We start from the raw sequence: 21,400 nt of genomic DNA on the forward strand, positions 1-21,400 counted from the left end.
CCGTGACCATCGTTCACCGGGAGCAAGCAGTCATGCCACCGGACGTCCGTAGCGTGCGCGGCCATGCGAAAGACCCCCTTGTCATCTCGCCGCGGCACGAAACTGCTCGTGGCATTGCTCACTGCGTTCGCTCTTGTTGCCGCTGCGTGCGGGAGCGACGACGACTCGTCTGACGGCGACAGCGGTACCGCCAGAGTTCCGTCGACGACGGCTGCGGCCATGGGCGACGACGCCATGGACGACGGGGCCCATGAAGAAGGCGGGATGGCCGAGTCGATCAGCGGTTCGATCAATGTCACCGGCTCGTCGACGGTCGAGCCTGTCACCAACCTGCTGGCCGAGGCCTTCTCCGAGAGGCACCCGGACGTGGCGTTCTCGGTCTCGGGTCCCGGCTCGGGCGACGGCCACAAGGCCGCCGCTGCCGGCGAAGTGCCCATCTGGAACAGCTCGCGCCAGATCAAGGACTCCGAAGCTGAGGACATCAACGCCGCCGGCATCGAGTTCATCGAGCTGCGCGTCGGCATCGACGGCATCTCGGTGATCACCGTGGCCGGCAACGACAAGATCGACTGCCTGAACTTCGAGGACCTCTACAGCCTGGTCGGCATCGAGGCCACCGGCTTCGACAGCTGGGCCGACGCCAACAGCCTGAACGCGGAGCTGGGCGGCACCGGTCCGTTCCCGGATGGCGCGCTGGAGATCTTCGCTCCTGGCGAGGAATCGGGCACCTTCGACAGCTTCATCGAGATCGCCCTCGAAGGCGTCTGGGAGCACCGTGTCGAAGAGGGCCACGCTGACGAGAACTTCGCCGTGCGCCCCGACTACAACGCCTCGGCCAACGACAACGTCATCATCGACGGCATCGCCGGCAACCAGCACAGCCTCGGCTGGGTGGGCTTCGCCTTCGCCGACGAGAACCGCGACAAGGTGAAGCTGGTCGAGGTCGACGGCGGCGACGGATGCGTGGCGCCCACGCCCGAGACCATCGCCTCGGCCGAGTTCCCGATCGCCCGCTTCCTCTACACCTACATCGATGCTTCGCAGGCCTCGGACCCCGCCGTCAAGACGTTCGTGGATTTCATGCTGAGCGACGAGGGCCAGACCTACGTGGTCGACGCCGGCTACGTCAACCTCGACCCTGCCGACCTTGAGCAGTCGCGCAGCAACTGGGCCAACCTGACCACCGGCAAGACCTTCCCGTGAGGTGTCCGCATGCCTGCGCATGGTGACACCGAAGCAAAGGGGGTTATACGGGAAAGTGCCAAGCCGCTTAGTCGTCGTCGGGCCACGCAGCGTCAGCGGGTGGTGTGAACCCCAGCACCCGGCCTAATGTCTCGTCGAACGAGCCGTCTGCCTGTTCCACCATGCGCCTCTGACGTGCTGTGGGCGCAATGTCGTACTGCTCTAAGTCAGCGAACGAGCCGATGCCGTGACGCTCCGCGAACGCTGCCGCGATCCCTCTCAGGCCGTCTTGCAGCGATCTGCCGCGGGTCACGATCACGCCAACGCTGATAGCGCCGTCATGGTGGAGTCGCTGGAAGTTCTCCAAGTCTCGGTCGTAGAACGGGTCCTTGTTGTTCCACTCGATCTCCAACGCCACCGATCCGCTGTCGCTGGAGCGCATGTGGCCGATCTCGTGAGTCATCGCGGCCGTCTCTTCGTCGTCCACGATCTTGCGGACCACGATGGTGCGCTTGTGCCATCCTGCATCGGCCAGAGAGCGACGCAGGCGCTGTGTCAGAGGCGACTCGCCTCCCCCGCCGCGCACCAGCTCGACATCGGGGATAGCGACCCCGGCAAGCGCTCTGCACAGTTCGTCCAGCGCCTCGGGGAAGTCCCGCATCAAGATGGCCTGAGCGTGATTGCGGGTCGCGATGTCGAACCCCGCAGCTTGCAGATCGGCCAGAGTCATACAGCAAGCTGAAGTGCCGAATTGTGGGCGTAGGTCGGCCAGTCAGGCACGTAGTCGTCATTAGCCTGATCGCCCCACACGGTCCATCCCTCACGGCATCCGCGGCCGAACAGCTCTAGGTACGGGCCCCATGAGCACGCCTCGATCACGTCGTACAGCTCGTCAGGCTTGCGCGAGTGCTCCCGCTTGCGGGAAGCGATCAGATTTACCTGACTGCGGCCGGGCTGGAGCGTCCGAGCCGACTTGCCCTTGACGCCGAACAGCACCATCTCTGTCACGTTGCGGAAGTAGAAGCCGACACCACGCCCGTCAGATCCGCCGTCCTTGCGGACCTTGTGCCACACAAGATTCGTCTTGTACGCGAACCCCCATGCTTCCAGCACCTGCAAGCCCCACGGCAGCAACGCGTTCGGCACCCACAGATAGCAATGGGCGGTGTTCTCGGTGAGATCGGCGACCGGCATGGCAGCGATCTCGCTCACGTCGAGCGTCTCGTAACGGCAGAGGCGGCGATGCTCGGGCGCGACCTTGCCGGTGCGGTTAGTGAACCGCCACGGCGGATCGGCGAGCACAGTCCCGAACCGGCTGCCCTGCAATCCCTCCAGCGGCTCAACACCCTCGGTCATGCCGCGATCAGATCGTCGTAGCGGAGACGCTTGCCCGCCATGTCGGTGACCGTGGTTTCCATCTGCGTTTCGGTGCCCATCTCCCGCACATTGTGCCGACCGGTGAACTCGTCGATGCAGCGAGCGAGATGCGCTTCGCTCATGTGGTGGTAGGTGCCGATGTAGCCGCGTTTGAACATCGACCACAGCGACTCGATGGTGCTCGTGTGAATGTCGCCGCGCACGTACTCCGCGGCGGAGTGCATCACTGCCTCATGGCAGTAGCCGAGACTGGCGAGCGGCTTGTAGCTGCGATGCTCGTCGGAGAACACCTGAGCGCCGTCCTGAGTCACCGAATGCACGATGCCTGCCAGCGTGCGGCTGGTGGTGTCATGCACCGGCCCGGCGACCACCTGACCGGTCGGACGGTCCAGCACACCAACGACAATAGCCTTGTCCGCCCCGCCGCGGCCGGTAATGCGGCGCTTGCGGTCCCGCAGCGCAATGTTCTTCGCCTTCCCGCCCACATACGTCTCGTCGACTTCGACGGGTCCGGCGAACAGCGTGTCAGGTGCTTGAGCGAACGCCTCGCGGATGCGGTGCAGCATGAACCACGCTGTCGATTGCGTCACCCCCAAGTCGCGGTGCGGTTTCATCGACGAGATGCCCTTCAGGTGCTGAGCAGCGAACCACGCTTCTGCCGCAGCGTCGGTCGGGAACATGTCGAACAGCTCAGTGAGCGTGATGCCTGTGCGGTAGTGCTTGCCGGGAGCGCTCTTCGCCATGCACCCATTGTGCAAGGGGGGTGTGACACGAAAACCGGCTCTGACCAGCGGCTTGGCACTTTCCCGTATAACCCCCGAAAACACTGGAACTGCGGGCAAATCTGAAGTTCGCAAGCGCGCGAACGTTTGTAGACACCGCACTAGCAGGGTGCGTCGCTGAAATGGCTGGGGCTGAAGCAAGCCCATTCTTGCAGGTCAGCGAGCTGCATGATGCCCGGAAGCAAAGAAGAAAACTGTGACACACCACTAGCCGGACGCAGGCCCAGCCAACAGATCCAAGAGCCCTCTCTCCCGCTGATGGTCCCCCTCAGGTGCTCCGCCGCATGGATCGGAGCACCTGAGGCACATCGGTGGGTTCGTAGAATGACGCCGCCCATGCCACCCGACAGCCCCCGCCTCAGCGTCGCCGATCTGCGGACGTCGCGACGCCGGCGAGCCTGGTCCATCGGGGCACGTTGGGCCTTTGCGCTCGCGGCGCTCGTCACAGTGCTGGTGAGCGCGCTCATCATCTGGACGGTCGCGTCGGGGGCGTGGACGTTCATCAGCCAGGTCGTGTGGGACAACCTGACCGACATCGGCTGGTTCCCCCGCCGTGGCCTGTTCGACCTCAGCACGCTGGTGGTGAACTCGGCACAGATCGCAGTCATCGCGATGGCCGTTGCGGTGCCGTCGGGCTTCGGCGCGGCGATCTACCTCTCCGAGTACGCGCATCCCAAGGTGCGCAAGGTGATGAAGCCCACGCTCGAGCTGCTGGCCAGCGTGCCCAGCGTGGTGCTCGGCGTGTTCGCCATCAGCTTCATCACCCCGTCGTTGCTGACCCATTTCTTCAGTGAGATCAACTTCTTCAACAAGCTGGCGGCCGGCATCGCAGTGGGCCTGCTGGTGATCCCGCTGATCGCCTCCATTGCCGAGGATGCTCTGCGGGCGGTGCCGTTGGCATTGCGGGAGGCGTCTTCGGGTCTCGGCGCCCGCAAGGTCACGACCTCGATCCGGGTGGTGCTGCCGGCGGCGATGTCGGGCCTGATGGCGGCCGTCATCGTGGGATTCAGCCGCGCCATCGGCGAGACGATGGTGGTCACGATCGCCTCGGGCGGCGGCGATACCTCGCTATTCACCTGGTCGCTCCTCGAATCGGGCGGCACCCTCACCTCGGCGATGGCTGCGCTCGGTCTCGGCACCGACCAGGTGGCCGGCAGCACCCTGGCGTTCCAGAGCCTCTACTTCCTGGGCGCCCTGCTGTTCGCCATCACGCTGGTGCTCAACATGGCAGGCGATGTCATCGTCCGCCGACTGCGGAACAAGTACTGATGGCTGAGCAAGCACCGATAGCTGAGTCGACATGGCAGTCCTGAGCAGCCCCGCCGGCGTCGCCACGAGCGCAGCCGACGCCCTGCGGCGCCGCCCCGGCGCTGACGTTGCGGGCGCCACCTTCAAGTGGCTGCTTATCGGCGCCACCGTCTTCGCGACCGGCTTTTTGGCCGTGCTGCTCGCCGTCATGATCACCGACGGCTGGGAAGTGCTCTCGGGCAACCTCTGGCACTTCCTGACCCACGGCTTCTCGCAGCGCTCCGCCGCCGAAGCGGGCGTCTGGCAGGGCATCATCGGCAGCTTGCAGGTGGCGCTGGTCACGGGGGTGTTCGCCGTGCCGACCGGCGTGGCCACGGCGATCTATCTCGTCGAGTACGCGCAGGGCAACCGCTTCGCTCGCATCGTCGAGCTGAACATCCGCAACCTGGCCGGCGTGCCCTCGATCGTGTACGGGCTGCTGGGCTTGGCGGTGTTCGTGCAGACGATCGACGGCTTCACCAAGGGCAAGACGGTCATTGCGGGGGGGATGACGCTGGCGGCGATGGTGCTGCCGATCATCGTCATCACCTCAGTCGAGGCGCTCAAGGCTGTGCCGGACTCGCTGCGCGAAGCGGCCTACGGTGTGGGCGCCACCAAGTGGGAGGTGCTCTCACGCCAGGTTCTGCCTGCGGCCATGTCGACCATCCTCACCGGCACGGTGCTGGCGTTGGCGCGCGCTTTGGGCGAGGCCGCCCCGCTGATCCTGGTCGGTGCCGCAACGGGCTTCATGAGCTTCGGCGACGCGGACTTCTTCGAGACCTTCACCGGGCCGTACACGGCGCTGCCGGTGCTGATCTTCAACTTCGCGCGCCAGCCCGGCGCCGACTGGGGGACGAACGCCGCCGCGGCGAGCGTCGTCATCCTGGTGCTGGTGCTCGCGGTCAACGGCCTGGCGATCTACCTGCGCAACCGTTTCGAGCGGCAGTGGTGAGCCGGGACGCGAAGCCTCGACAGAATGCTCCAGACGAACTTGCGGTTACTCCGTGACTCCAGAGAAGGCCGTGATGACCCAAGAGCCTGATGCGGCGGCGCCTGATGCGGCGGCGCCCGAAGTGACGGTGACGACGGAGGCGATTGAGATGGCCGAATCGCAGCTCACTCGCGTCGATGTGAGCGGCGCGGCAGCCGCGCCCACGGCCGTCGACCGCGCCGACACCCAGACGGTGTTCCACTGCGACGACATCCACGTGTACTACGGCGACTTCCTCGCCTTGCGCAACGTCTCGCTCAACATCGCCGCGCACGAGGTCACCGCGTTCATCGGCCCGTCAGGCTGCGGCAAGACCACCTTCCTGCGCTGCTTCAACCGTATGAACGACCTGATCGAGGGCGCTCGGGTGGAAGGCTCGATCAACTACCACGGCGTCGACCTGTACCAGGACGAGGTCGACCCGGTCGAGGTGCGCCGGCGGGTCGGCATGGTGTTCCAGAAGCCCAACCCGTTCCCCAAGTCGATCTACGACAACATCGCCTACGGCCCGCGGCTCGCCGGCGCCAAGCGTGCCGAGCTCGACGACATCGTGGAGGGATCGTTGACACGAGCGGCGCTGTGGGACGAGGTGAGGGACCGGCTGAAGATGTCGGCCTACGGGCTGTCGGGCGGCCAGCAGCAGCGCCTGTGCATCGCCCGGGCCATTGCGGTGCAGCCCGACGTGGTGCTGATGGATGAGCCGTGCTCGGCGCTCGACCCGATCGCCACCGGACGCATCGAGGAGCTCATCGCCGAGCTGAAGACCGAGTACACGATCATCATCGTCACCCACAACATGCAGCAGGCTGCGCGCATCAGCGACATGACGGCGTTCTTCTCGGTGCAGGCCAACGAGATGGGCCAGCGCACCGGCGAACTGGTCGAGTACGCGCCCACCAGCCTGATCTTCACCAACCCCGACGATCCACGCACCGAGGCGTACATCACTGGACGGGTCGGCTAGCAGCACTCACCGGTGGGGCGGCGCAGATACGCCAAACTGCAACCATGACCGAAGAAGTACGAACCGAGTTCCATCAGTTGATGGACGAGGTTCGTGCGGATCTCGTGCAGATGGGCGGCATGGTGGCCGAGGGGATCTCGGCGGTGACCGCAGCGCTGCTCGCGGGCGACATCGGCAGTGCCGATCAGATCATCGCGGCCGACGACGAACTGGACCTGCTGAGCCTCGAAGCCGAGGAGAAATGCGTGCGGCTGCTGGCGTTGCAGCAACCGGTGGCGGTGGACTTGCGGACGATCCTGACCGACCTGCGGATGATCTCCGAGATCGAGCGCAGCGGCGACCTCGTCACCAATATCGCGAAGGCGATCGTGCGGCTGCACGGCGCCGAGCTGGAGCCCAGGGTGCGCGGCCTCATCGACCGCATGCGCCAGCAGGCGGTGCGGCTGACGGCGATGGCCATGGATGCCTACGCCGAGCGGGATGCGGGTTTGGCGTCGGTGCTCAACGAGATCGACGACGTGCTGGACGAGGCGCACGATGAGTACATCGCGGCAGTGTTCGCATCGCACGAGCTGGGCAGGATCGCCATCCAGCACGCCGTGCAGTTGGCGGTGGTAGGCCGGTTCTACGAGCGCATTGGCGACCATGCGGTGAACGTCGCGCAGCGTGTGGAGTTCCTGGTGACCGGGGAGCTGCCCGAGCATCTGGGGGCCAACCGGGCTCGGGTCCGCCGGGAGCAGGGCGAGATGTGATTGCGGCGCTGGCGGCAATCACGTCCGCGCTGGCGCTGGCGCTGCTGGTCGTTGCGCTGGTGTTGGTGCGGGCGCGCCGCTCGGCGGCGGAGCGGCTGGGCCGGGTGGTGCACCGGTTCGCCGGGCAGGACGATGACGACCAGCTGCTGCCGGGCGAAGCCGATTTCGACGCGTACGGGATGGATGACTGGCTGAGCCATATGGAGTCGGTTGCCACCACGGCGGCCATGACGGCCAACCTGGCTGAGCGGGACCGTGCCCGCTGGCAGCTCGCCATGGATGAGCTGGCTATCGGGGTGGTGCTGGTGGACGAGGAGGGCAGCGTGTGCGCCAGCAATGCCCTGGCTGACGAGATGATGTCGGCGCGTGATGCCATGGCGCTGGTGGGGGCGGGCGTGCGGGAGCTGCTGGAGTCGGCTCGGATGGGGCACGCACGGTCGCGCACGGTGAAGCTGACCGGGCCGCCGCCGAGGGTCCTCGAGATCAGTGCGCATCCCGTCGAGAGCGACGGTCATGCGCTGGGGGCGGTGGCGGTGATCGCCGACCGGACCGAGGGCGCCCGAACCGACGAGGTACGGCGTGATTTCGTGGCCAACCTGAGCCATGAGCTGCGGACGCCGGTGGGCGCGATCGCGCTGCTGTCGGAGACGCTGGCGCAGGAGGACGATGCGGCGGTGCGGGGCCGGCTGGTGGACCGCATCGGCCTGGAGGCCGACCGGGTGCGGCACATCATCGACGACCTGCTGGAGCTGAGCCGGATCGAGCTGGAGGGTTCGATGCGGCAGGAGGCGGTGCCGGTGGCGCCGTTGCTGAGCGAGGTGGCGCAGCAGTATTCCGAGCACGCTCGCATGCACGAGGTGGAGTTGGTGCAGGCGGCTGAGTCGGCTGGCGCAGCGGTGCCGGCTGACTCGGTGATCGTGCTGCATGCCGACCGGGGCCAGCTGCTTCGGGCTGTCGGGAACCTGGTCGACAATGCCATCAAGTACAGCGACCCCGGCTCGGAGGTGCGGCTGAGCGTGGCGCCGTCCCGCGGGGACGACCGGGCGCCGTCGGATGCGTTGGCCGGGGCGGATGCGCCGGTTGCTCATATCGGATCGCCGGAAGTGTTCGACGCGGCGGCGTCCGAGATCGGCAGCGTGGACGCATCCGTCGGGCCGCCGTCCGGCCCGGCATCCGCTCAGGCGAACGGGGCATGGGTGGACATCGTGGTAGCCGACGAGGGCATCGGCATTCCCGCCGATGAGACTGAGCGGGTCTTCGAGCGCTTCTACCGGGTCGACAAGGCTCGCGCCCGTGCCACCGGCGGCACCGGCCTGGGCCTCAGCATCGTGCGACATGTCGTGGCGAACCACGGCGGCGAGGTGATGCTGCACTCGCGCGAGGGCGTCGGCACGACCTTCACGCTCAGATTCCCGGCTTCCGCTGACCCGGATCTCTTCGACAGGACTCCTTTCGACAAGGCAGGAACATGACATCGGTACTGGTAGTGGACGACGAGCCGTCCTTCACCGAGGCGCTCTCGGTCGGATTGCGGCGTGAGGGCTTCGAGGTGCGTGCAGTCGCCGACGGCCGGGCGGCGTTGGCGGAGATCAACGAATCGGCGCCGGATCTGATCCTGCTCGACGTGATGCTGCCAGGCATGTCGGGGCTGGATGTGTGCCGGGAGATTCGCAAGTCGACCCGCGTGCCGCTGATCATGGTGACCGCCCGCGGCGAGGAGATCGACGCCGTGGTGGGACTCGAGGTCGGGGCAGACGACTACGTGTCGAAGCCGTACCGGATGCGCGAGCTGGTGGCCCGCATGCGGGCGGTGCTGCGGCGGGCCTCGCCGCAGCCGGCCGAGCCGGACGCCTCGTGTCTCGTCGAGGGCGATGTGGTGCTCGACATCGACCGCCATGAGCTGCGGGTGCGTGGCGAGCTGGTGTCGCTGGCGCTGAAGGAGTTCGAGCTGCTGGCGTACCTGCTGGGCAATGCCGGCCGGGTGGTGACCCGTGACAGCCTGATGCAGAACGTCTGGGGCTACGACTACATCGGCGGTACCAAGACGATCGATGTGCACGTGAAGCGCCTGCGGGCCAAGATCGAGGACGATCCCGCCGACCCGCAGCGCATCACCACGATCCGGGGCTTGGGTTACCGGTACGAGCGAAGCGTGACGAGCTGAAGCCTGATCGCCGATCGTGTATCACCAAGTGCGCACAATGGGGCGCATGATTCGCGGCGGTGTCGATGACACGGCGTAGCGACTGATGCAGCCCTTCACATGGCTCGCCCGCACGCATCTGCTGTCGGCCGCCGGCGATGCGCTGATCGCGATTGCGCTGGCCGGTTCTCTGTTCTTCAACTTGGATCCGGCGGCCGCCCGGCCCAGGGTCGCGCTGTACCTGCTGGTGACGATGGCGCCGTTTGCTGTGGTGGGACCGCTGATCGGGCCGATGGTGGACCGTGCCCGGGGCGGGCGGCGGGGGATGATCATCGGGGCGGGCATCGCTCGGGCGATCTTGGCGCTGTTGATGGTATGGCACCTCGATTCGCTGCTGCTGTTCCCCGAGGCGTTCGGCGCGCTGGTAGCGGGCAAGACATACCATGTGGCCAAGAGCGCTGTCGTGCCGGGGCTGGTGCGCCAAGAGCGTGATCTGGTGGAGGCCAACTCAAAGCTGATGCTGCTGAGCGGGCTGGGAGGCGCGCTGGCTGCCGGGCCGGGTGTGCTGCTGAGCCTGGCGTCGTCGCGCTGGGTGCTGATGCTGGCGGCGATGACATTCGTGCTGATGACGTTTCCCGCGGCGCGGCTGCCTCGTTTCGCTGTGAGGCCGCGCCATGTGCCATCGGGCGCCCACGGCAGCCCGCCATCGGCGAATTCGCCTCCGGCGAGTCTCGCGATCCCTCAGCCGGCGCGGGTCCGGGCGACGATCCGCCGAGGGGCGATGCTGCTGGCCGGCTCGGCCATGGGCATCGTGCGGGCCATGACAGGCTTCACGCTGTTCCTGATCGCGTTCTGGCTGCGCGCCGACGATGCCGCGCCGTGGTGGTTCGGCTTCATGTTCACGGCCAGTGCGGCCGGTCAGCTCATCGGTGCCGTGGGAGCGCCGTGGCTGCGGCGCCGTGTGCGCGAGGAAGTCCTGCTCGCCTGCACGTTGCTGCTGGCCGCCGCCATGTCCTTCTACGTGGTGACGGCGCCCGACCGGGGCCCGGTGCTGGGGCTGGCCTTGGTGATCGGCTTCATGTCGGCGCTGGGCAAGCTGTGCTTCGACGCGATCGTGCAGCGCGACGAGGCGCCGGCCGATCAGGGCCGTACGTTCGCCCGCTTCGAGACCCGCTTCCAGCTGATGTGGGTGATCGGCGGGCTGGTGCCTGTGACTGCGCCGAGCGGCATCCTGCCGCTGCGGGCGGGGGTGTTGCTGCTGGCCGTCGCCGCGACGGTGGCGGTGGTGCTCTACGCCGGGGGGCTGTGGGCGCTGGCGCGGGGCCGGCGTCCGCCGTCAGTGATCATCGCTGCCCGGGTGCGGACTCGGATCACCCAGACCCGTGCTCGTCGGCAGCGCAGGAGCTAGCCGAGCCAGTCCAGCGGCTAGCCGAGCCAGTCCAGTCGCTAGCCGAGCCAGTCCAGCGGCAGGTCCAGCCAGTGGGTCCAGCCAGTGGTATGTCTGAGGTTTGCTCGCGGGGTGCCACCCGCTGCTCGCGCAGATCAGAGGACCAGCGCACCGCGCAACAAAACCCGCGACGCACCGCTAGTCCAGCGGCAGGTCGAGGCGGGCCAGCCACAGACCGGGCGCGGCGACCTCGTTCGGCGTGGGCAGCGAACCCGGTTCGAACAGGCGGGCCAGCCCGTCCCGGCCGGCCCGCTCGATCACGCCGACGATGAAGGCCTCGCCCCGGTCACGGGCCTCGGGACTCAGTCGCACGCCGAGCAGGCGATCGGCAAAGTCGGCGCCCTGCGTGAGCTGACGGCGGCGGACCGCCTCGCTGAGTGCGCCGAAACTGCCGATGAGGCGCGAACCGGCTTGGGCCACCACATCGTCGATGTGAGCATGGAGGATGCTGAGCAGCGTCTCGAGCCGCTGCACGATGTCGTTCTGGCTGTCGTCGCGGGACACGCCCAGCAGCAGCTCGGGGTTGCCGAAGATGTGCTGGAGCTGGTTCGTGAGATGGGAGGGGTCGCTGAGAGCTTCCGGAGAGACTTCCAGATCGAGCATCTCTTCGAACACGCGGTCGCTGCGATGGAATCCTTCGACGTAGCGCAGCAGGAGCCCGTCGAGTTCTGCACGCACATGGGGCACGGCCAGCACCGAGTGCAGCGCATGTTCCCGTATGGCGACCCACAGCATGACGTCGTCGTCGTCGAGGCTCCATTCGGCGGCGAAATCAGTGATGTTGGCGGGCACGATGAGGACCCGTCCCATGGGCACGCCGAGATCGGAGTTGCCGAACGCCTTGGTGGCAAGGTGGCCGACCATCATGCCGGCGGTCATCGCCACCGTCATCGGACTCATCATGCGGAGCAGGCCGGAGAAGGGATCCTGGGTCGTTTCGGTCGTTTCGTTGGCGAGGCGCTCGGACAGCCGGTCCATCAGGGGGCGGATGGCGTCGAGGGCGGCCGCCGCCCAGCCCGAGCGCGTGACAGGCTCGGTGCGTGTGGGGACGATGTCGAGATGGGTGACGTGAGCCGTGTGCAGCTCGGCTACCCGGCTGATCTCGCTCAGGCGGTGCTGGACGGCCGGGTCGACGTTGTGCTCGGGCTTGCCGCCGGTGGCGAGCTGGGTGGCCGTCTGGCGGGCGCCCTCCCACAGGGATGCGTCGTTGCCGAGCATTGCGGCGATGTCGCCGAGGAACGGGATGCCTGAGAATGGCTGGTCGTGGTCGTTGTGGGACCCAGCGTCGTCGGTCACAGGGGAATGGTACGACGGGCATGCAGGCATGGGACCCGCGCAGCCGCTTCGGGCTGTCGGCGTGACTGCTGTCGGCGTGACTGCTGTCGGCCAACTGACGAGTGACGGGCGGCAGTCGCGCCGTGCTCCGCGGTCCGGTACGGCGGATCGGCCCGCGTGGGGCATCGTAGGGGCATGACCTCGGAAGCACGGGTTGCGGTGTCGGGCACGGGCGGCGTGATCGGCGCCCGGGTGCTGCAGTGGCTGGCGCAGTCGTTCGACGTGATCGATGCCGACTCGATGATGGACGACGACTTGGCGGCAGATCTCAGACAGCTCATTTCCGGTGCGGATGCGCTGGTGCACCTGCGGCTGACGCGAGAGATCACCTCCGGTCGGCTGCGACGGGTGCTCGCCGCTGTGGACGTGCCGCATCTGACGCTGGTGTCGAGTGCGAGCGTGTACGGCGCGTGGCCGAACCATCCGACGCCGATATCCGAGAATATGCCGGTGCGGCCGAATCCGGAGTCGTCGTTTGCCGTGCATCACGCCGATGCGGAGAGGACGGTGCTGGAGTGGGCTGATGGCGGGCGGGGCGCACCGGCGCGTGAGGTGGCCATCCTGCGCCCGGCGCCGGTGGTGTCGAACGGTCCCGGAGGGGCGATCGGCGAGGCGATGCTGGCGGCAGCGCCGATCCGCACCGGCAATGACGATCCGCCGGTGCAGTTCCTGCATCTCGACGACTTGGCGTCTGCGGTGGTGCTGGCGGTGCGGCGGCGTCTGTCGGGGGCGTTCAACGTGGCGCCCGACGGGTGGCTGGCGCCCGGCGAGCTGCGGGCGCTGCTCGGGGCACGGCCCAAGATCCGCTTGCCGCTTCCGGCCCCCAAGCGGCTTGACCGGTACGTGGCCAGCCGAGTGGGCCATGCGGCGCCTGAGGGCCTGCTGCCCTATACCCGTTACAGCTGGGTGGTGGCCAACGATCGGCTCCGCGCCGCTGGCTGGGCGCCTCGTTACAGCAGCGCACAAGCGTACGTGATCGCGGATGCCGGGATGCCGTGGGACGACCTCAATGCACGTCAGCGCCAGTACGCCATGCTGGCGGGTGCCGGGGCGGTGATGGTGGCCGGTGTCTGGGCCGGCGCAGCTTGGCTCCGACGCTCCTACGCTTTGCGGTGATGACCGTGCCTTCGCCAGATGCTCGCATGGACAAGACGAGCGACCAGATGCATGGGTCTGTGCAGCCTGTGGATGCGCTGAGTCCTGGCGACATCTGGGTCGAGCTGGCGCACGACGAGCTGCCGATCACCGCTGTCTACCAGTGGGCGCTTGACCCAGCGGCCGGCGCGGTGGTGCTGTTCTCGGGCACGGTGCGTGACCATGCCGATCACCGCACCGGTGTGACCCAGCTGGTCTATGAAGCGTACGAGGCGGAAGTGGCGCCCCGGCTGTCTGAGATTGCCGCTGAGATGCGCCGAAGGTGGCCGAGCGTGTGCAAGGCCGCGCTGCTGCACCGCGTGGGCACGCTGGGCCTCACCGAGAGCTCGGTGGTGGTGGCGGTGTCGGCACCGCATCGAGAGGCAGCATTCGAAGCTGCGCGTTTCGGGATCGATACCTTGAAGTCCACCGTGCCGATTTGGAAGCAAGAGCATCATGCAGGCGGGACTGACTGGGGTTTGCAGTCGCAGCCGATTGCCGAGGTGCCCCGCTCGTGAACCCGTTGCTGTTCTTGGCCATCGCGGTGGTGGTGCCGCTGCTGGGAATGCTTGTGCTGGGCGCGGGCGCGCGGCTGCAACGGGGGCGTGAGACCGATGACGAGACCGAGCTGTTCCGCCGGAAGCTGCAGGCGATAGCTCCGCGGGAGACGAGCGTCCGGCTGATTGAGCGCGAGTGCTCGCTTCCGGCGCTGCCGTTGCTCAGCGTCGAGAAAGACGACCGAGTGTCGTCGAAGCCGCAAGCAGGCGCCGCCTCGTCTGTGCGTCGTGTCACTGGAGCGAGAGCGGCTCAGCCATCGCCGTCGGCAGCGCCGCCGGGAGTGACACCCTCATCTGCGGCGTCGCCGAGGACAACGCAGGCAGTCTCGCCAGAACATCCCTCCCACGCTCCGCCCCCCGAGCTGGAGCCGGGCCTGCGGGGTCCAGATCTCGACACCAGCCGATCTGCCAGTCGGTCCTTCGCTCAGCTGGCCAGGCAGTCACACACCGGCCGGGCCTGCCCTGCTGAACCAGTCTCCGAGCGTTCTCCGAGTCACGGGACCGCTGCCCACAATCAGAGGAACCGTTCTGGCGCGTGACTTGGCGATCGATCTCGGCACCGCGAACACGCTGGTGTACGAGCGAGGACGTGGCATCGTCTTCAACGAGCCGTCAGTCATCGCGCTCAACGAGCGATCAGGCGATGTCTTGTCGGTCGGCCGCGAAGCGTGGCAGATGATCGGCCGGACGCCGAGCTACATCATCGCGGCACGCCCGCTGCGCAGCGGCGCCATCACCGACTTCGACATCACCCAGCGGATGATCCGGCTGATCCTTCAAGGCGTCGGCGTCGGGCGGTTCGGCCGGACCCGCGTTGCCGTGTGCGTGCCGTCGCTGATCACCCCTGTCGAACGGCGCGCCGTGATCGAGGCAGCGCGACGCGCGGGCGCTTCCGATGTGCGGCTCGTTGAGCAGCCAATCGCCGCGGCCATCGGCTCGGGACTGCCCATCCACGAGCCGGTCGGGTCGCTGGTCATCGACGTCGGCGGCGGCACTGCTGAGATTGCCATGGTCTCGCTGGGCGGCTTGGTCTCGCTGAAGGCAGTGCGTGTGGGGTCGTTCGATTTTGACGCCGCCTTGATGAGCTACTCCCGTCGCGCTCACGGCATTGCCATTGGGGAACGCACTGCCGAGGAACTGAAGATCAGCATCGGATCCGCGTGGCCGGTCGGCGACAAGTTCGACGCTGAGGTGAAAGGCCGTGACCTCACGACTGGACTGCCTCGCACGTTCCTCATCACTCCGACCGAGGTGCGCTCGGCGCTGGCTGACACGGTGGAGCTGATCGTCGAGGCCGTCCTCGAGTGTCTGAGCGAGACACCGCCCGAGCTGGCGCAAGACCTCATTCACACCGGGGCGCTGATGGTCGGCGGGGGGTCGCTGCTGCGGGGACTCGACCAGCGAATCGCATCGGAGGCACGCGTGCCCGTGCTGCGCTCCGAGTCGCCGCTCGAGACAGTGGTGCTGGGTGCCGGCCGTGCACTCGAGAACTTCGAGTCGCTGCACGCTTCGCACACCATTCCCGGCCGCTAGTCCCGTTTGGCCGCCCGGCTCGGTGTCTGCGGCCGGTGGGCGCCCGCCGGTTGCACGCTGGGCTGTCAGAGTCGGCAAGAGTGGATGTCGGCAAGCTGCTGGCGGGTCGCGAGATCGTCAAGAGCCGGCCCGTCACACCTGCTCAGCAGACGGGCACGCCCAGCAGCTCGCCCGCAACGGCGCGTACTTGGCGGTTGCGGTCATCGAGCGAGGCCTGCACGGCGTCGACGGCGCGGTGGTCGTCGAACTGGTGCAAACCCAGCAGTGCCCGGCGTCGGATCTGCGGCCGGTCGTCCATAGCGGCGAGCAGCGTGTCCAACGCTGCCGCCCTGACCTCCTCGTGACGTGCTCGGAAGTCTGGAGCATCAGCAGTGCTTGTGCCAGCGCTTGGGGCCGACCACGCGCTTGCTGCGGTCGTTTCCGTTCTTGGCGTGGACACTCCCGCGCCCGCCGCGATCGCGCCGAGTGCAGCAACCGCACTCTCGCGGCACAGCGGGTCGTCATGATCGCGAGCGATCCGGCACAGCTCGGGCACAGGTGCCGGATCCCAGTCCCGCTCGCCGAGAGCAGCCGCCGTGGCTTCCACCACGGAAGCGTCCGAGTCGTCCAGCATCGGAGTGGGATCGACGTCAGCCGGGGCCAGCTCCACTGCTCTCCTGCGGACTTGGGCCGCCTCGTCACTCAGTGCTGACCGGACGTGTCCGGCACTGAGTCCACCGCAACGAGCCAGCGCACCGAGGGCTGCTGCGCGAACTGTGGCGTCTTCATCTGCCAGGAACTGCACCGCTGCCTCTGCGTCGCCTCGGTGACCTGCCACCACGACTTCGAGCCGACGCCTATAGGTGTCATCAGCTTGGCCGACAGCCGACCGCCCCGTTGAAGCTTGGTCTGCTAGGTCCCGACCCGTCGGCGCTTGGGCCTCTGGGTCCGGCCCCGCCGCGGACTGTTCAGCCGTGCTCCTCACCCTACGACCGCCTCGAGCAGGAGTGCCCCGACCGCCGCCGCAAGCAGCACGATCGCCATCAGCGCAATCGTGCAGACAGCCGTGAACGTGGCCAACCCGACGACGGCGATCAGCCGCCGCCAGATCGGTGTCGGCTTGTACGGCCAGCGACCCGGCTCCATCAATCCAATATGCCCGATGAGCCGACAGGCCACGCGTACCCGATAACAGCCGCGTGGCACGCTATGCGCCTGTGAGCGATCCGTTCGGCGGCAGGCCGGGAGACGAGTCCGAAGACATCCCGGCCGGTGCCCCTTCCGGGCAAACCGACGACCTCACCGACGCTGACGACAACGCCGAAACAGGACTGGGCTGGCGCGCCTTGGCGGGTTCGCTTGACGATCCCATGTTCGGCGTTCCGCTCCCACCCAGCGCTCCCAGTCCTGCCGCAGTTCTGACAGACCCCGATCCGACAACCCCTGATCCTGTCGCCTCTGATCACAGCGTCCTTGATCCTGCCGCTCCAGCTGCCGACACCACCCCCGACACAGCAACTGCCGACTCACTCACCGCCCGCCCTCGCCGCCGACAGTTCTCCCGCACCACCGTCACGGTCTTGGCAGCCATCACGCTCCTCGCCATCGCGATCGTCGCCGGCACTCAGGCCCGCTTCCCCGACAGGGCAGTTGTCGCCCCAGGCGGCACCTTCGACATCGAGGAATTCGTGGAAGTCCACGACCATCCCGCCTACGTCTCTGACGCCTCGATCAGCCTCGTCAGCGTCCGCACCAGCTTCGATCCGTCGCTCTTCGAGGTTGTCGGCGGCTGGCTCGACGGCGCCCTCGAGGTCGTCGACATCAGCGACATCCTCGGCGAGCGCACCATCACCGAGAACCGCGAGGACGGCCGCCTCCAGATGGACCAGTCCACCCAGATCGCCGTCGCCGTCGCGCTCGAGCACCTAGGACACGAGATCATGGACCCCATCGGCGCTCGCATCGAGTGGATCGTCCCCGACAGCCCCGCCGACGCCGCCGAGCTTCAAGATGGCGACATCGTTCAGACCGTCGGCGGCACTCTCATCCTCACCGCACCGCAACTGTCCGACACGATCAAAGCCAGCGAGCCCGGCACCGAAGTCGCCCTCACCGCGCTCGACCCCGAAGGCGCCACCCGCACCATCACTGCCACGCTGGGAGAGCGCGACGGCCTCGCTCACCTCGGTGTCGTCGTCACCACCCACGTCACCTTCGCCGCACTCCCCATCGACGTCGCCCTCAACGTCGAGAACATCGGCGGACCCTCAGCGGGCCTCGCCTTCACACTGTCGGTCATCGATGTGCTGACACCTGAGCCGCTCACCGGCGACCTCGACGTGATCGCCACTGGCACCATCCATCACGACGGCACCGTCGGCCCCATCGGCGGCGTGCCGCAGAAGGCTCACTCCACGGTCAGGGCCGGCGTCGACCTGTTCCTGGTGCCCGCCTCCCAAGCTGAAGAAGCAGCCGAAGTCGCCGAACCTTCCGTCAAAGTCGTCGGCGTCGAGACCCTCGCAGAAGCCCTCGCCGCCATCGAAGCCCACCAGCGTTGACCCGGGGCCACGCCACCAGCACCGACCCGAAGCACCCCACCAGCCTAGGTTTCGCGGTGTGCCCGGCTGCTTCGATGCGGCACTGGCTGCGCACATGTGGTTCTTGTCTGACCGCCGCATGAGGCGGGCAGCGAGGCGCTCTCACCATAACCCACCGCGCTCCCAGACCTGCAGCGGCTGCAGCGAACTGCCGGGGACCGTAGGAGACGTGGTCTTGGTACTCCTGGGACGCGAGGAACCCCGGGGCGATTGCCCCGGGGTTCCTTCGCTGTCGGTCTTCGCCGATCAGGCGGGCGACCCGCCCGAACGGTTCAGGTCAACTTGTGCAGCGAGTTCCTACTTGGGCGCCGTGACAGCGCTGCTGCGGGTGATGCGAAGCTGCGAGGACGCGTTCTTCTCATCGTTGTTCATGGCCTCGGCGTAGCCGAGGGCCGCAGCGGCAACTGCGTCTGTCACAGGGTCCACACCGGCCTCTGCACCAGCAGCCGTGGTCACGAGGTCACGCACCTGCGGCAGCAGGAGCGGGTTGCCCGCCGTCAACTCGTAGCGGACCGATGTGGACGGTGCGCTGAAGCTCTTCGACGGACCCGGGTCGGCGTCCGCACCAGCGTCCAAGCGAGTTTGTTCCAGATCCAACTCATTCCGCAGATCGGCGTATTCGGCCGGATCGTCGTAGTCGGCGACCATCGGCACACCGCTGCCGCCGGAAAGATCCAGACCGGCTGCGACGACGCGCTCGAGCGTGTTTCTGAGCACATCGGCGAGCAGTACCTCGTCACTGACGGACTCGACGTAGCCGTTGAAGCGGACCTCAACAGCGACCTTGGTTTCGCCCATTCCCAAGCCTTGTGAGGTTACGCCACGCTCGATGCCCTCGCCGGCTTCGCCAACGGTGCCAGTGCCACGCGCAATCGTAAGCGGATTGTCGTTGGCAGGCATGCCGCAGCCGCCTTCGTTCAGTGCCTGGTTGACGACCGGGTCGATCACGACCTCGAACAGAGCGTCGAAGGCGCTGTTGCCTTCCAAGGCAGCCTTGAGATCTGCGAAGGTGGCCGTGCCGTTGTTGAACCGCACGAACACGGACTGGTCACGGCTGTTCACCCGCACGTCGATGTCACGGTCCATGGCGGCATCGTAGGTGCTGGCACGGTCGAAGGTGAAGTTCCAGTTGTTGCCGGCAGCCCCCGCCGCGGCGCCGTCGGCCTTGGCCTTGAGCCACATGTCCGGCCGCAGGTCGGCGGTGTTGCGGGCCCCGTCGCTTCCGAATGGCAGGAAACCGTCGCCGTTGGTGATCGCAACGGGAACTACAGCGGACGCGTTCGTGCTGTGGTTCAGGCTGCTCATCGTCACTGCGGTGATCCTCGGACTCTTCTGAGCCGCAATGGTCGTGTACGAACGCTGCAGGCTCGTGTTGCCGGCAGCGTCCATGACAGCACTCGCAGCGATGGTGATCCGGTCACCCGCCGCAAACGTCTCGTTGGCCAAGACGATGTTGCCCGTGGTGAGTTCGGCAGCGACGAGTGCGCGAGCCTCGGCTGTTCCCAGCTTGACGGTCACATTTTCAGCAGCGAGTGTCGTAGCGAGCGGCATGCCGTTGTCGGTGATGGTCACCCACGCCGTGCCTTGACCGGCGATGGATACCACGCTCACGGACGGGCGTGTGCGGTCAGGCGGCTTGGCTGTCACGGTGACCGACGCATCGCCGACGGGGCGCTGGTCCATGTTGGCGCCGAGCTTGGCACCGCCCATGATCGAGATCGTGTCGCCATTCCTGAGCGCCCGCGACAAGTTGACGGTCACCTTGCTGGGATCGCACTGGTCCAAGCTGCCGGCCGTGTTCCGCGCGACATTTCCCTGGATGGGTGCAGGAGCGCCGTTGATCTCGAGGATGTCACGCATCTTGTTCGTGAGATCCTCAGTCTGTGCAGCGGGATCCGCGCCGACGCCGGCGATGATGTCGCTGAAGTACAGATCGATACGGGTGTCGCCGACCTGAGGCGCATCGTTGCCGTCGACCTTGCCGTCCCCGTTCTGATCGGTCGGGTCGACCGCGTCGCCGGCACCCGAGGAGGTCTCGGTCGTGCCGCCGTGAGCGATCTGCACCGTCAGCGCATCAGCCGACGCTGCTGCCTCAAGAGCGGCCTGCATCACGCTGTCGCTCACCGCGCCAGTGCCGCCGACCGCAAGAATCTTGAGGTTCAGCTTGCTGCCGCCGACCGAGTCCGGCGTGGCAGCCAAGTAGTCGCGAATAGACGCGGGCAGCGTGTCGCCGACGATCAGCACCGGAACCAGCTCGCCGCCGGCATAGGTGCTCGACAGCACCGGAGCAGCAGCAACGCCGTCCGGCAGGCCGTCCATGCTCACCAGCGCCACGGTGTCCTCAGAGCTCGGAGCGAGGTTGTCCTTGCAGTCGCCGGTCAACAGCTCAGCCAGCGCCACCGAGGTCGCTCCCGCTGAGTCTCCGCCGATCCGGTCGACCGCGTCGACACCGGAGTCGCGCAGGGCGTCCTCGACGTCCGCGGACACGGCGTCGGTGTTGCCCACGATCACCACATGCTCGATGTCCTCAGCCTCGATGAAGTCCGCGGTGAACGAAGGCAGCTCATCAGACGCCGTCAGCAGCATCGGCAACTGCAGACGATGCGCGATCGGGCCGACCATCATCACGTCGACCAGCGACACATCGCCGCCGTTGGCAAGGATCGCAGCCGGGTCCTCTGAGCCGCACCACGCTGCACCGCCGCCCAGCCGCGACGCCGCCTGAGCAGCCGTGTCGTAGCGGTCGACGCCCGCGATGCGCGACACAGTGGGCTCATTGGCGAGCGACTCGATGTCTTCGGCGACCGTGTCGGACACAGCACCGGTACCGCCCAGGATGTGGATGGTCCCCACGCCGTAGTCCTCGATGAAGTCGGCGACTCCGCCGTTCAGGCTGTCGCCCGGGGTCAGCAGGATCGGCGCGTCCAGGAATCCGGCAAGACCGGCGACCGACACGGCGTCGACGAGGCTGACGCCCGACGCCACGAAGGCGACCGGCACCGCGCCGAGGCCCTTGGACCTGCCGAAGTTGTTGGCGAGGCGAAGGGCAGTGTCGTACCGGTCACGGCCGCCGAACTCGCGCACCATGGCGGTGCCGGCGTCGTTGTCGTGATCGAACAGCGCCTCGCTGGAACTGTTTGCGGCCTGAGCAGGAGCACCCGCTACGACCGCGAGCACCGATGCCACGAGCATCGCCGCCAAGATCGCAGCCAAGGAGCGCCTGCCCTGCCGCTTCGAGTAGATAGTCAAGGTTATGTCTCTCCTTGTTCTGTGCAGCGGGACATGCTCCCGCTCTGCATTGTCAAACCCCGCGTCGCCGCGGTTTGTGACAGCGCCGACC

At 67.2% G+C, this 21,400-nt stretch carries 19 protein-coding genes; 12 read left to right on the forward strand and 7 right to left on the reverse strand.

The annotated features are described in order from the left end of the window. The first annotated feature begins 63 nt into the window (after positions 1–63). A complete protein-coding gene (locus ACOGXQ_RS13315) occupies positions 64–1,203 on the forward strand; it encodes a PstS family phosphate ABC transporter substrate-binding protein (protein WP_419944126.1) in 1,140 nt (379 codons plus the stop codon). Between the two features lie 67 nt (positions 1,204–1,270). On the opposite strand, the gene ACOGXQ_RS13320 is transcribed toward ACOGXQ_RS13315, so the two are convergent. From ACOGXQ_RS13320 to ACOGXQ_RS13330, 3 genes are read right to left on the reverse strand one after another with little or no spacing between them, the layout of a single operon-like run. Beyond that, positions 1,271–1,912: a BglII/BstYI family type II restriction endonuclease gene (locus ACOGXQ_RS13320; RefSeq protein ID WP_419944127.1), complete on the reverse strand. Its 642-nt coding sequence runs from the start codon at positions 1,910–1,912 to the stop codon at positions 1,271–1,273. Then, complete coding sequence (locus ACOGXQ_RS13325; RefSeq protein WP_419944128.1) at positions 1,909–2,538, reverse strand: MT-A70 family methyltransferase; 630 nt, start codon at positions 2,536–2,538, stop codon at positions 1,909–1,911. The genes ACOGXQ_RS13320 and ACOGXQ_RS13325 overlap by 4 nt, the downstream gene beginning before the upstream one ends. Beyond that, positions 2,535–3,302 (reverse strand): IS1595 family transposase, encoded by a 768-nt coding sequence (locus ACOGXQ_RS13330; protein ID WP_419944129.1) that lies wholly within the window; start codon positions 3,300–3,302, stop codon positions 2,535–2,537. Before ACOGXQ_RS13330 ends, ACOGXQ_RS13325 begins: the two co-directional genes overlap by 4 nt. A gap of 375 nt (positions 3,303–3,677) precedes the next feature. Between ACOGXQ_RS13330 and pstC the strand changes: the two genes are divergently transcribed. From pstC to ACOGXQ_RS13365, 7 genes are all read left to right on the forward strand, one after another. Continuing rightward, a complete protein-coding gene (pstC, locus tag ACOGXQ_RS13335) occupies positions 3,678–4,610 on the forward strand; it encodes a phosphate ABC transporter permease subunit PstC (protein ID WP_419944130.1) in 933 nt (310 codons plus the stop codon). 31 nt (positions 4,611–4,641) lie between these two features. After that, entirely contained in the window at positions 4,642–5,580 is a 939-nt protein-coding gene (gene pstA, locus ACOGXQ_RS13340) for a phosphate ABC transporter permease PstA (protein WP_419944131.1), read from the forward strand. Positions 5,581–5,728: 148 nt separating this feature from the next. Then, entirely contained in the window at positions 5,729–6,583 is an 855-nt protein-coding gene (pstB, locus tag ACOGXQ_RS13345; RefSeq protein WP_419947399.1) for a phosphate ABC transporter ATP-binding protein PstB, read from the forward strand. Between the two features lie 44 nt (positions 6,584–6,627). Then, positions 6,628–7,335, forward strand: coding sequence for a phosphate signaling complex protein PhoU (gene phoU, locus ACOGXQ_RS13350; protein ID WP_419944132.1), 708 nt, complete (start codon positions 6,628–6,630; stop codon positions 7,333–7,335). Further along, positions 7,332–8,807 carry a sensor histidine kinase gene (locus tag ACOGXQ_RS13355; RefSeq protein WP_419944133.1) on the forward strand — a complete coding sequence of 492 codons (1,476 nt, stop codon included), beginning with the start codon at positions 7,332–7,334 and terminating at the stop codon, positions 8,805–8,807. The genes phoU and ACOGXQ_RS13355 overlap by 4 nt, the downstream gene beginning before the upstream one ends. Further along, positions 8,804–9,499 carry a response regulator gene (locus ACOGXQ_RS13360; protein ID WP_419944134.1) on the forward strand — a complete coding sequence of 232 codons (696 nt, stop codon included), beginning with the start codon at positions 8,804–8,806 and terminating at the stop codon, positions 9,497–9,499. The genes ACOGXQ_RS13355 and ACOGXQ_RS13360 overlap by 4 nt, the downstream gene beginning before the upstream one ends. 85 nt (positions 9,500–9,584) lie before the next feature. Continuing rightward, the gene (locus tag ACOGXQ_RS13365; protein WP_419944135.1) at positions 9,585–10,886 is read left to right on the forward strand and encodes an MFS transporter; all 1,302 of its coding nucleotides are present in this window, start codon (positions 9,585–9,587) and stop codon (positions 10,884–10,886) included. 177 nt (positions 10,887–11,063) lie between these two features. Here ACOGXQ_RS13365 and ACOGXQ_RS13370 read toward each other — a convergent pair whose 3' ends face one another. Then, positions 11,064–12,221: a zinc-dependent metalloprotease gene (locus ACOGXQ_RS13370; RefSeq protein ID WP_419944136.1), complete on the reverse strand. Its 1,158-nt coding sequence runs from the start codon at positions 12,219–12,221 to the stop codon at positions 11,064–11,066. Between the two features lie 174 nt (positions 12,222–12,395). Here ACOGXQ_RS13370 and ACOGXQ_RS13375 point away from each other — a divergent pair, with 174 nt between their 5' ends. From ACOGXQ_RS13375 to ACOGXQ_RS13385, 3 genes are all read left to right on the forward strand, one after another. Next, on the forward strand, positions 12,396–13,376 hold the full coding sequence (locus ACOGXQ_RS13375) for an NAD-dependent epimerase/dehydratase family protein (RefSeq protein WP_419944137.1): 981 nt from the start codon (positions 12,396–12,398) through the stop codon (positions 13,374–13,376). Further along, positions 13,376–13,912, forward strand: coding sequence for a molybdenum cofactor biosynthesis protein MoaE (locus tag ACOGXQ_RS13380; protein WP_419944138.1), 537 nt, complete (start codon positions 13,376–13,378; stop codon positions 13,910–13,912). The genes ACOGXQ_RS13375 and ACOGXQ_RS13380 overlap by 1 nt, the downstream gene beginning before the upstream one ends. Positions 13,913–14,479: 567 nt before the next feature. Then, positions 14,480–15,484 carry a rod shape-determining protein gene (locus ACOGXQ_RS13385; RefSeq protein ID WP_419947400.1) on the forward strand — a complete coding sequence of 335 codons (1,005 nt, stop codon included), beginning with the start codon at positions 14,480–14,482 and terminating at the stop codon, positions 15,482–15,484. A 142-nt stretch (positions 15,485–15,626) separates the two neighbouring features. Here ACOGXQ_RS13385 and ACOGXQ_RS13390 read toward each other — a convergent pair whose 3' ends face one another. Beyond that, entirely contained in the window at positions 15,627–16,448 is an 822-nt protein-coding gene (locus ACOGXQ_RS13390) for a hypothetical protein (RefSeq protein ID WP_419944139.1), read from the reverse strand. Beyond that, positions 16,445–16,609: a hypothetical protein gene (locus ACOGXQ_RS13395; RefSeq protein ID WP_419944140.1), complete on the reverse strand. Its 165-nt coding sequence runs from the start codon at positions 16,607–16,609 to the stop codon at positions 16,445–16,447. Before ACOGXQ_RS13395 ends, ACOGXQ_RS13390 begins: the two co-directional genes overlap by 4 nt. A 71-nt stretch (positions 16,610–16,680) precedes the next feature. On the opposite strand from ACOGXQ_RS13395, the gene ACOGXQ_RS13400 reads away from it, so the two are divergent. After that, a complete protein-coding gene (locus tag ACOGXQ_RS13400) occupies positions 16,681–18,021 on the forward strand; it encodes a S16 family serine protease (protein WP_419944141.1) in 1,341 nt (446 codons plus the stop codon). Between the two features lie 336 nt (positions 18,022–18,357). On the opposite strand, the gene ACOGXQ_RS13405 is transcribed toward ACOGXQ_RS13400, so the two are convergent. Continuing rightward, complete coding sequence (locus tag ACOGXQ_RS13405) at positions 18,358–21,309, reverse strand: cell wall-binding repeat-containing protein (protein ID WP_419944142.1); 2,952 nt, start codon at positions 21,307–21,309, stop codon at positions 18,358–18,360. Positions 21,310–21,400: the final 91 nt, after the last annotated feature.

The organism is Candidatus Poriferisodalis sp., assembly GCF_965208485.1.
Classification (GTDB): Bacteria; Actinomycetota; Acidimicrobiia; order Acidimicrobiales; family Poriferisodalaceae; genus Poriferisodalis.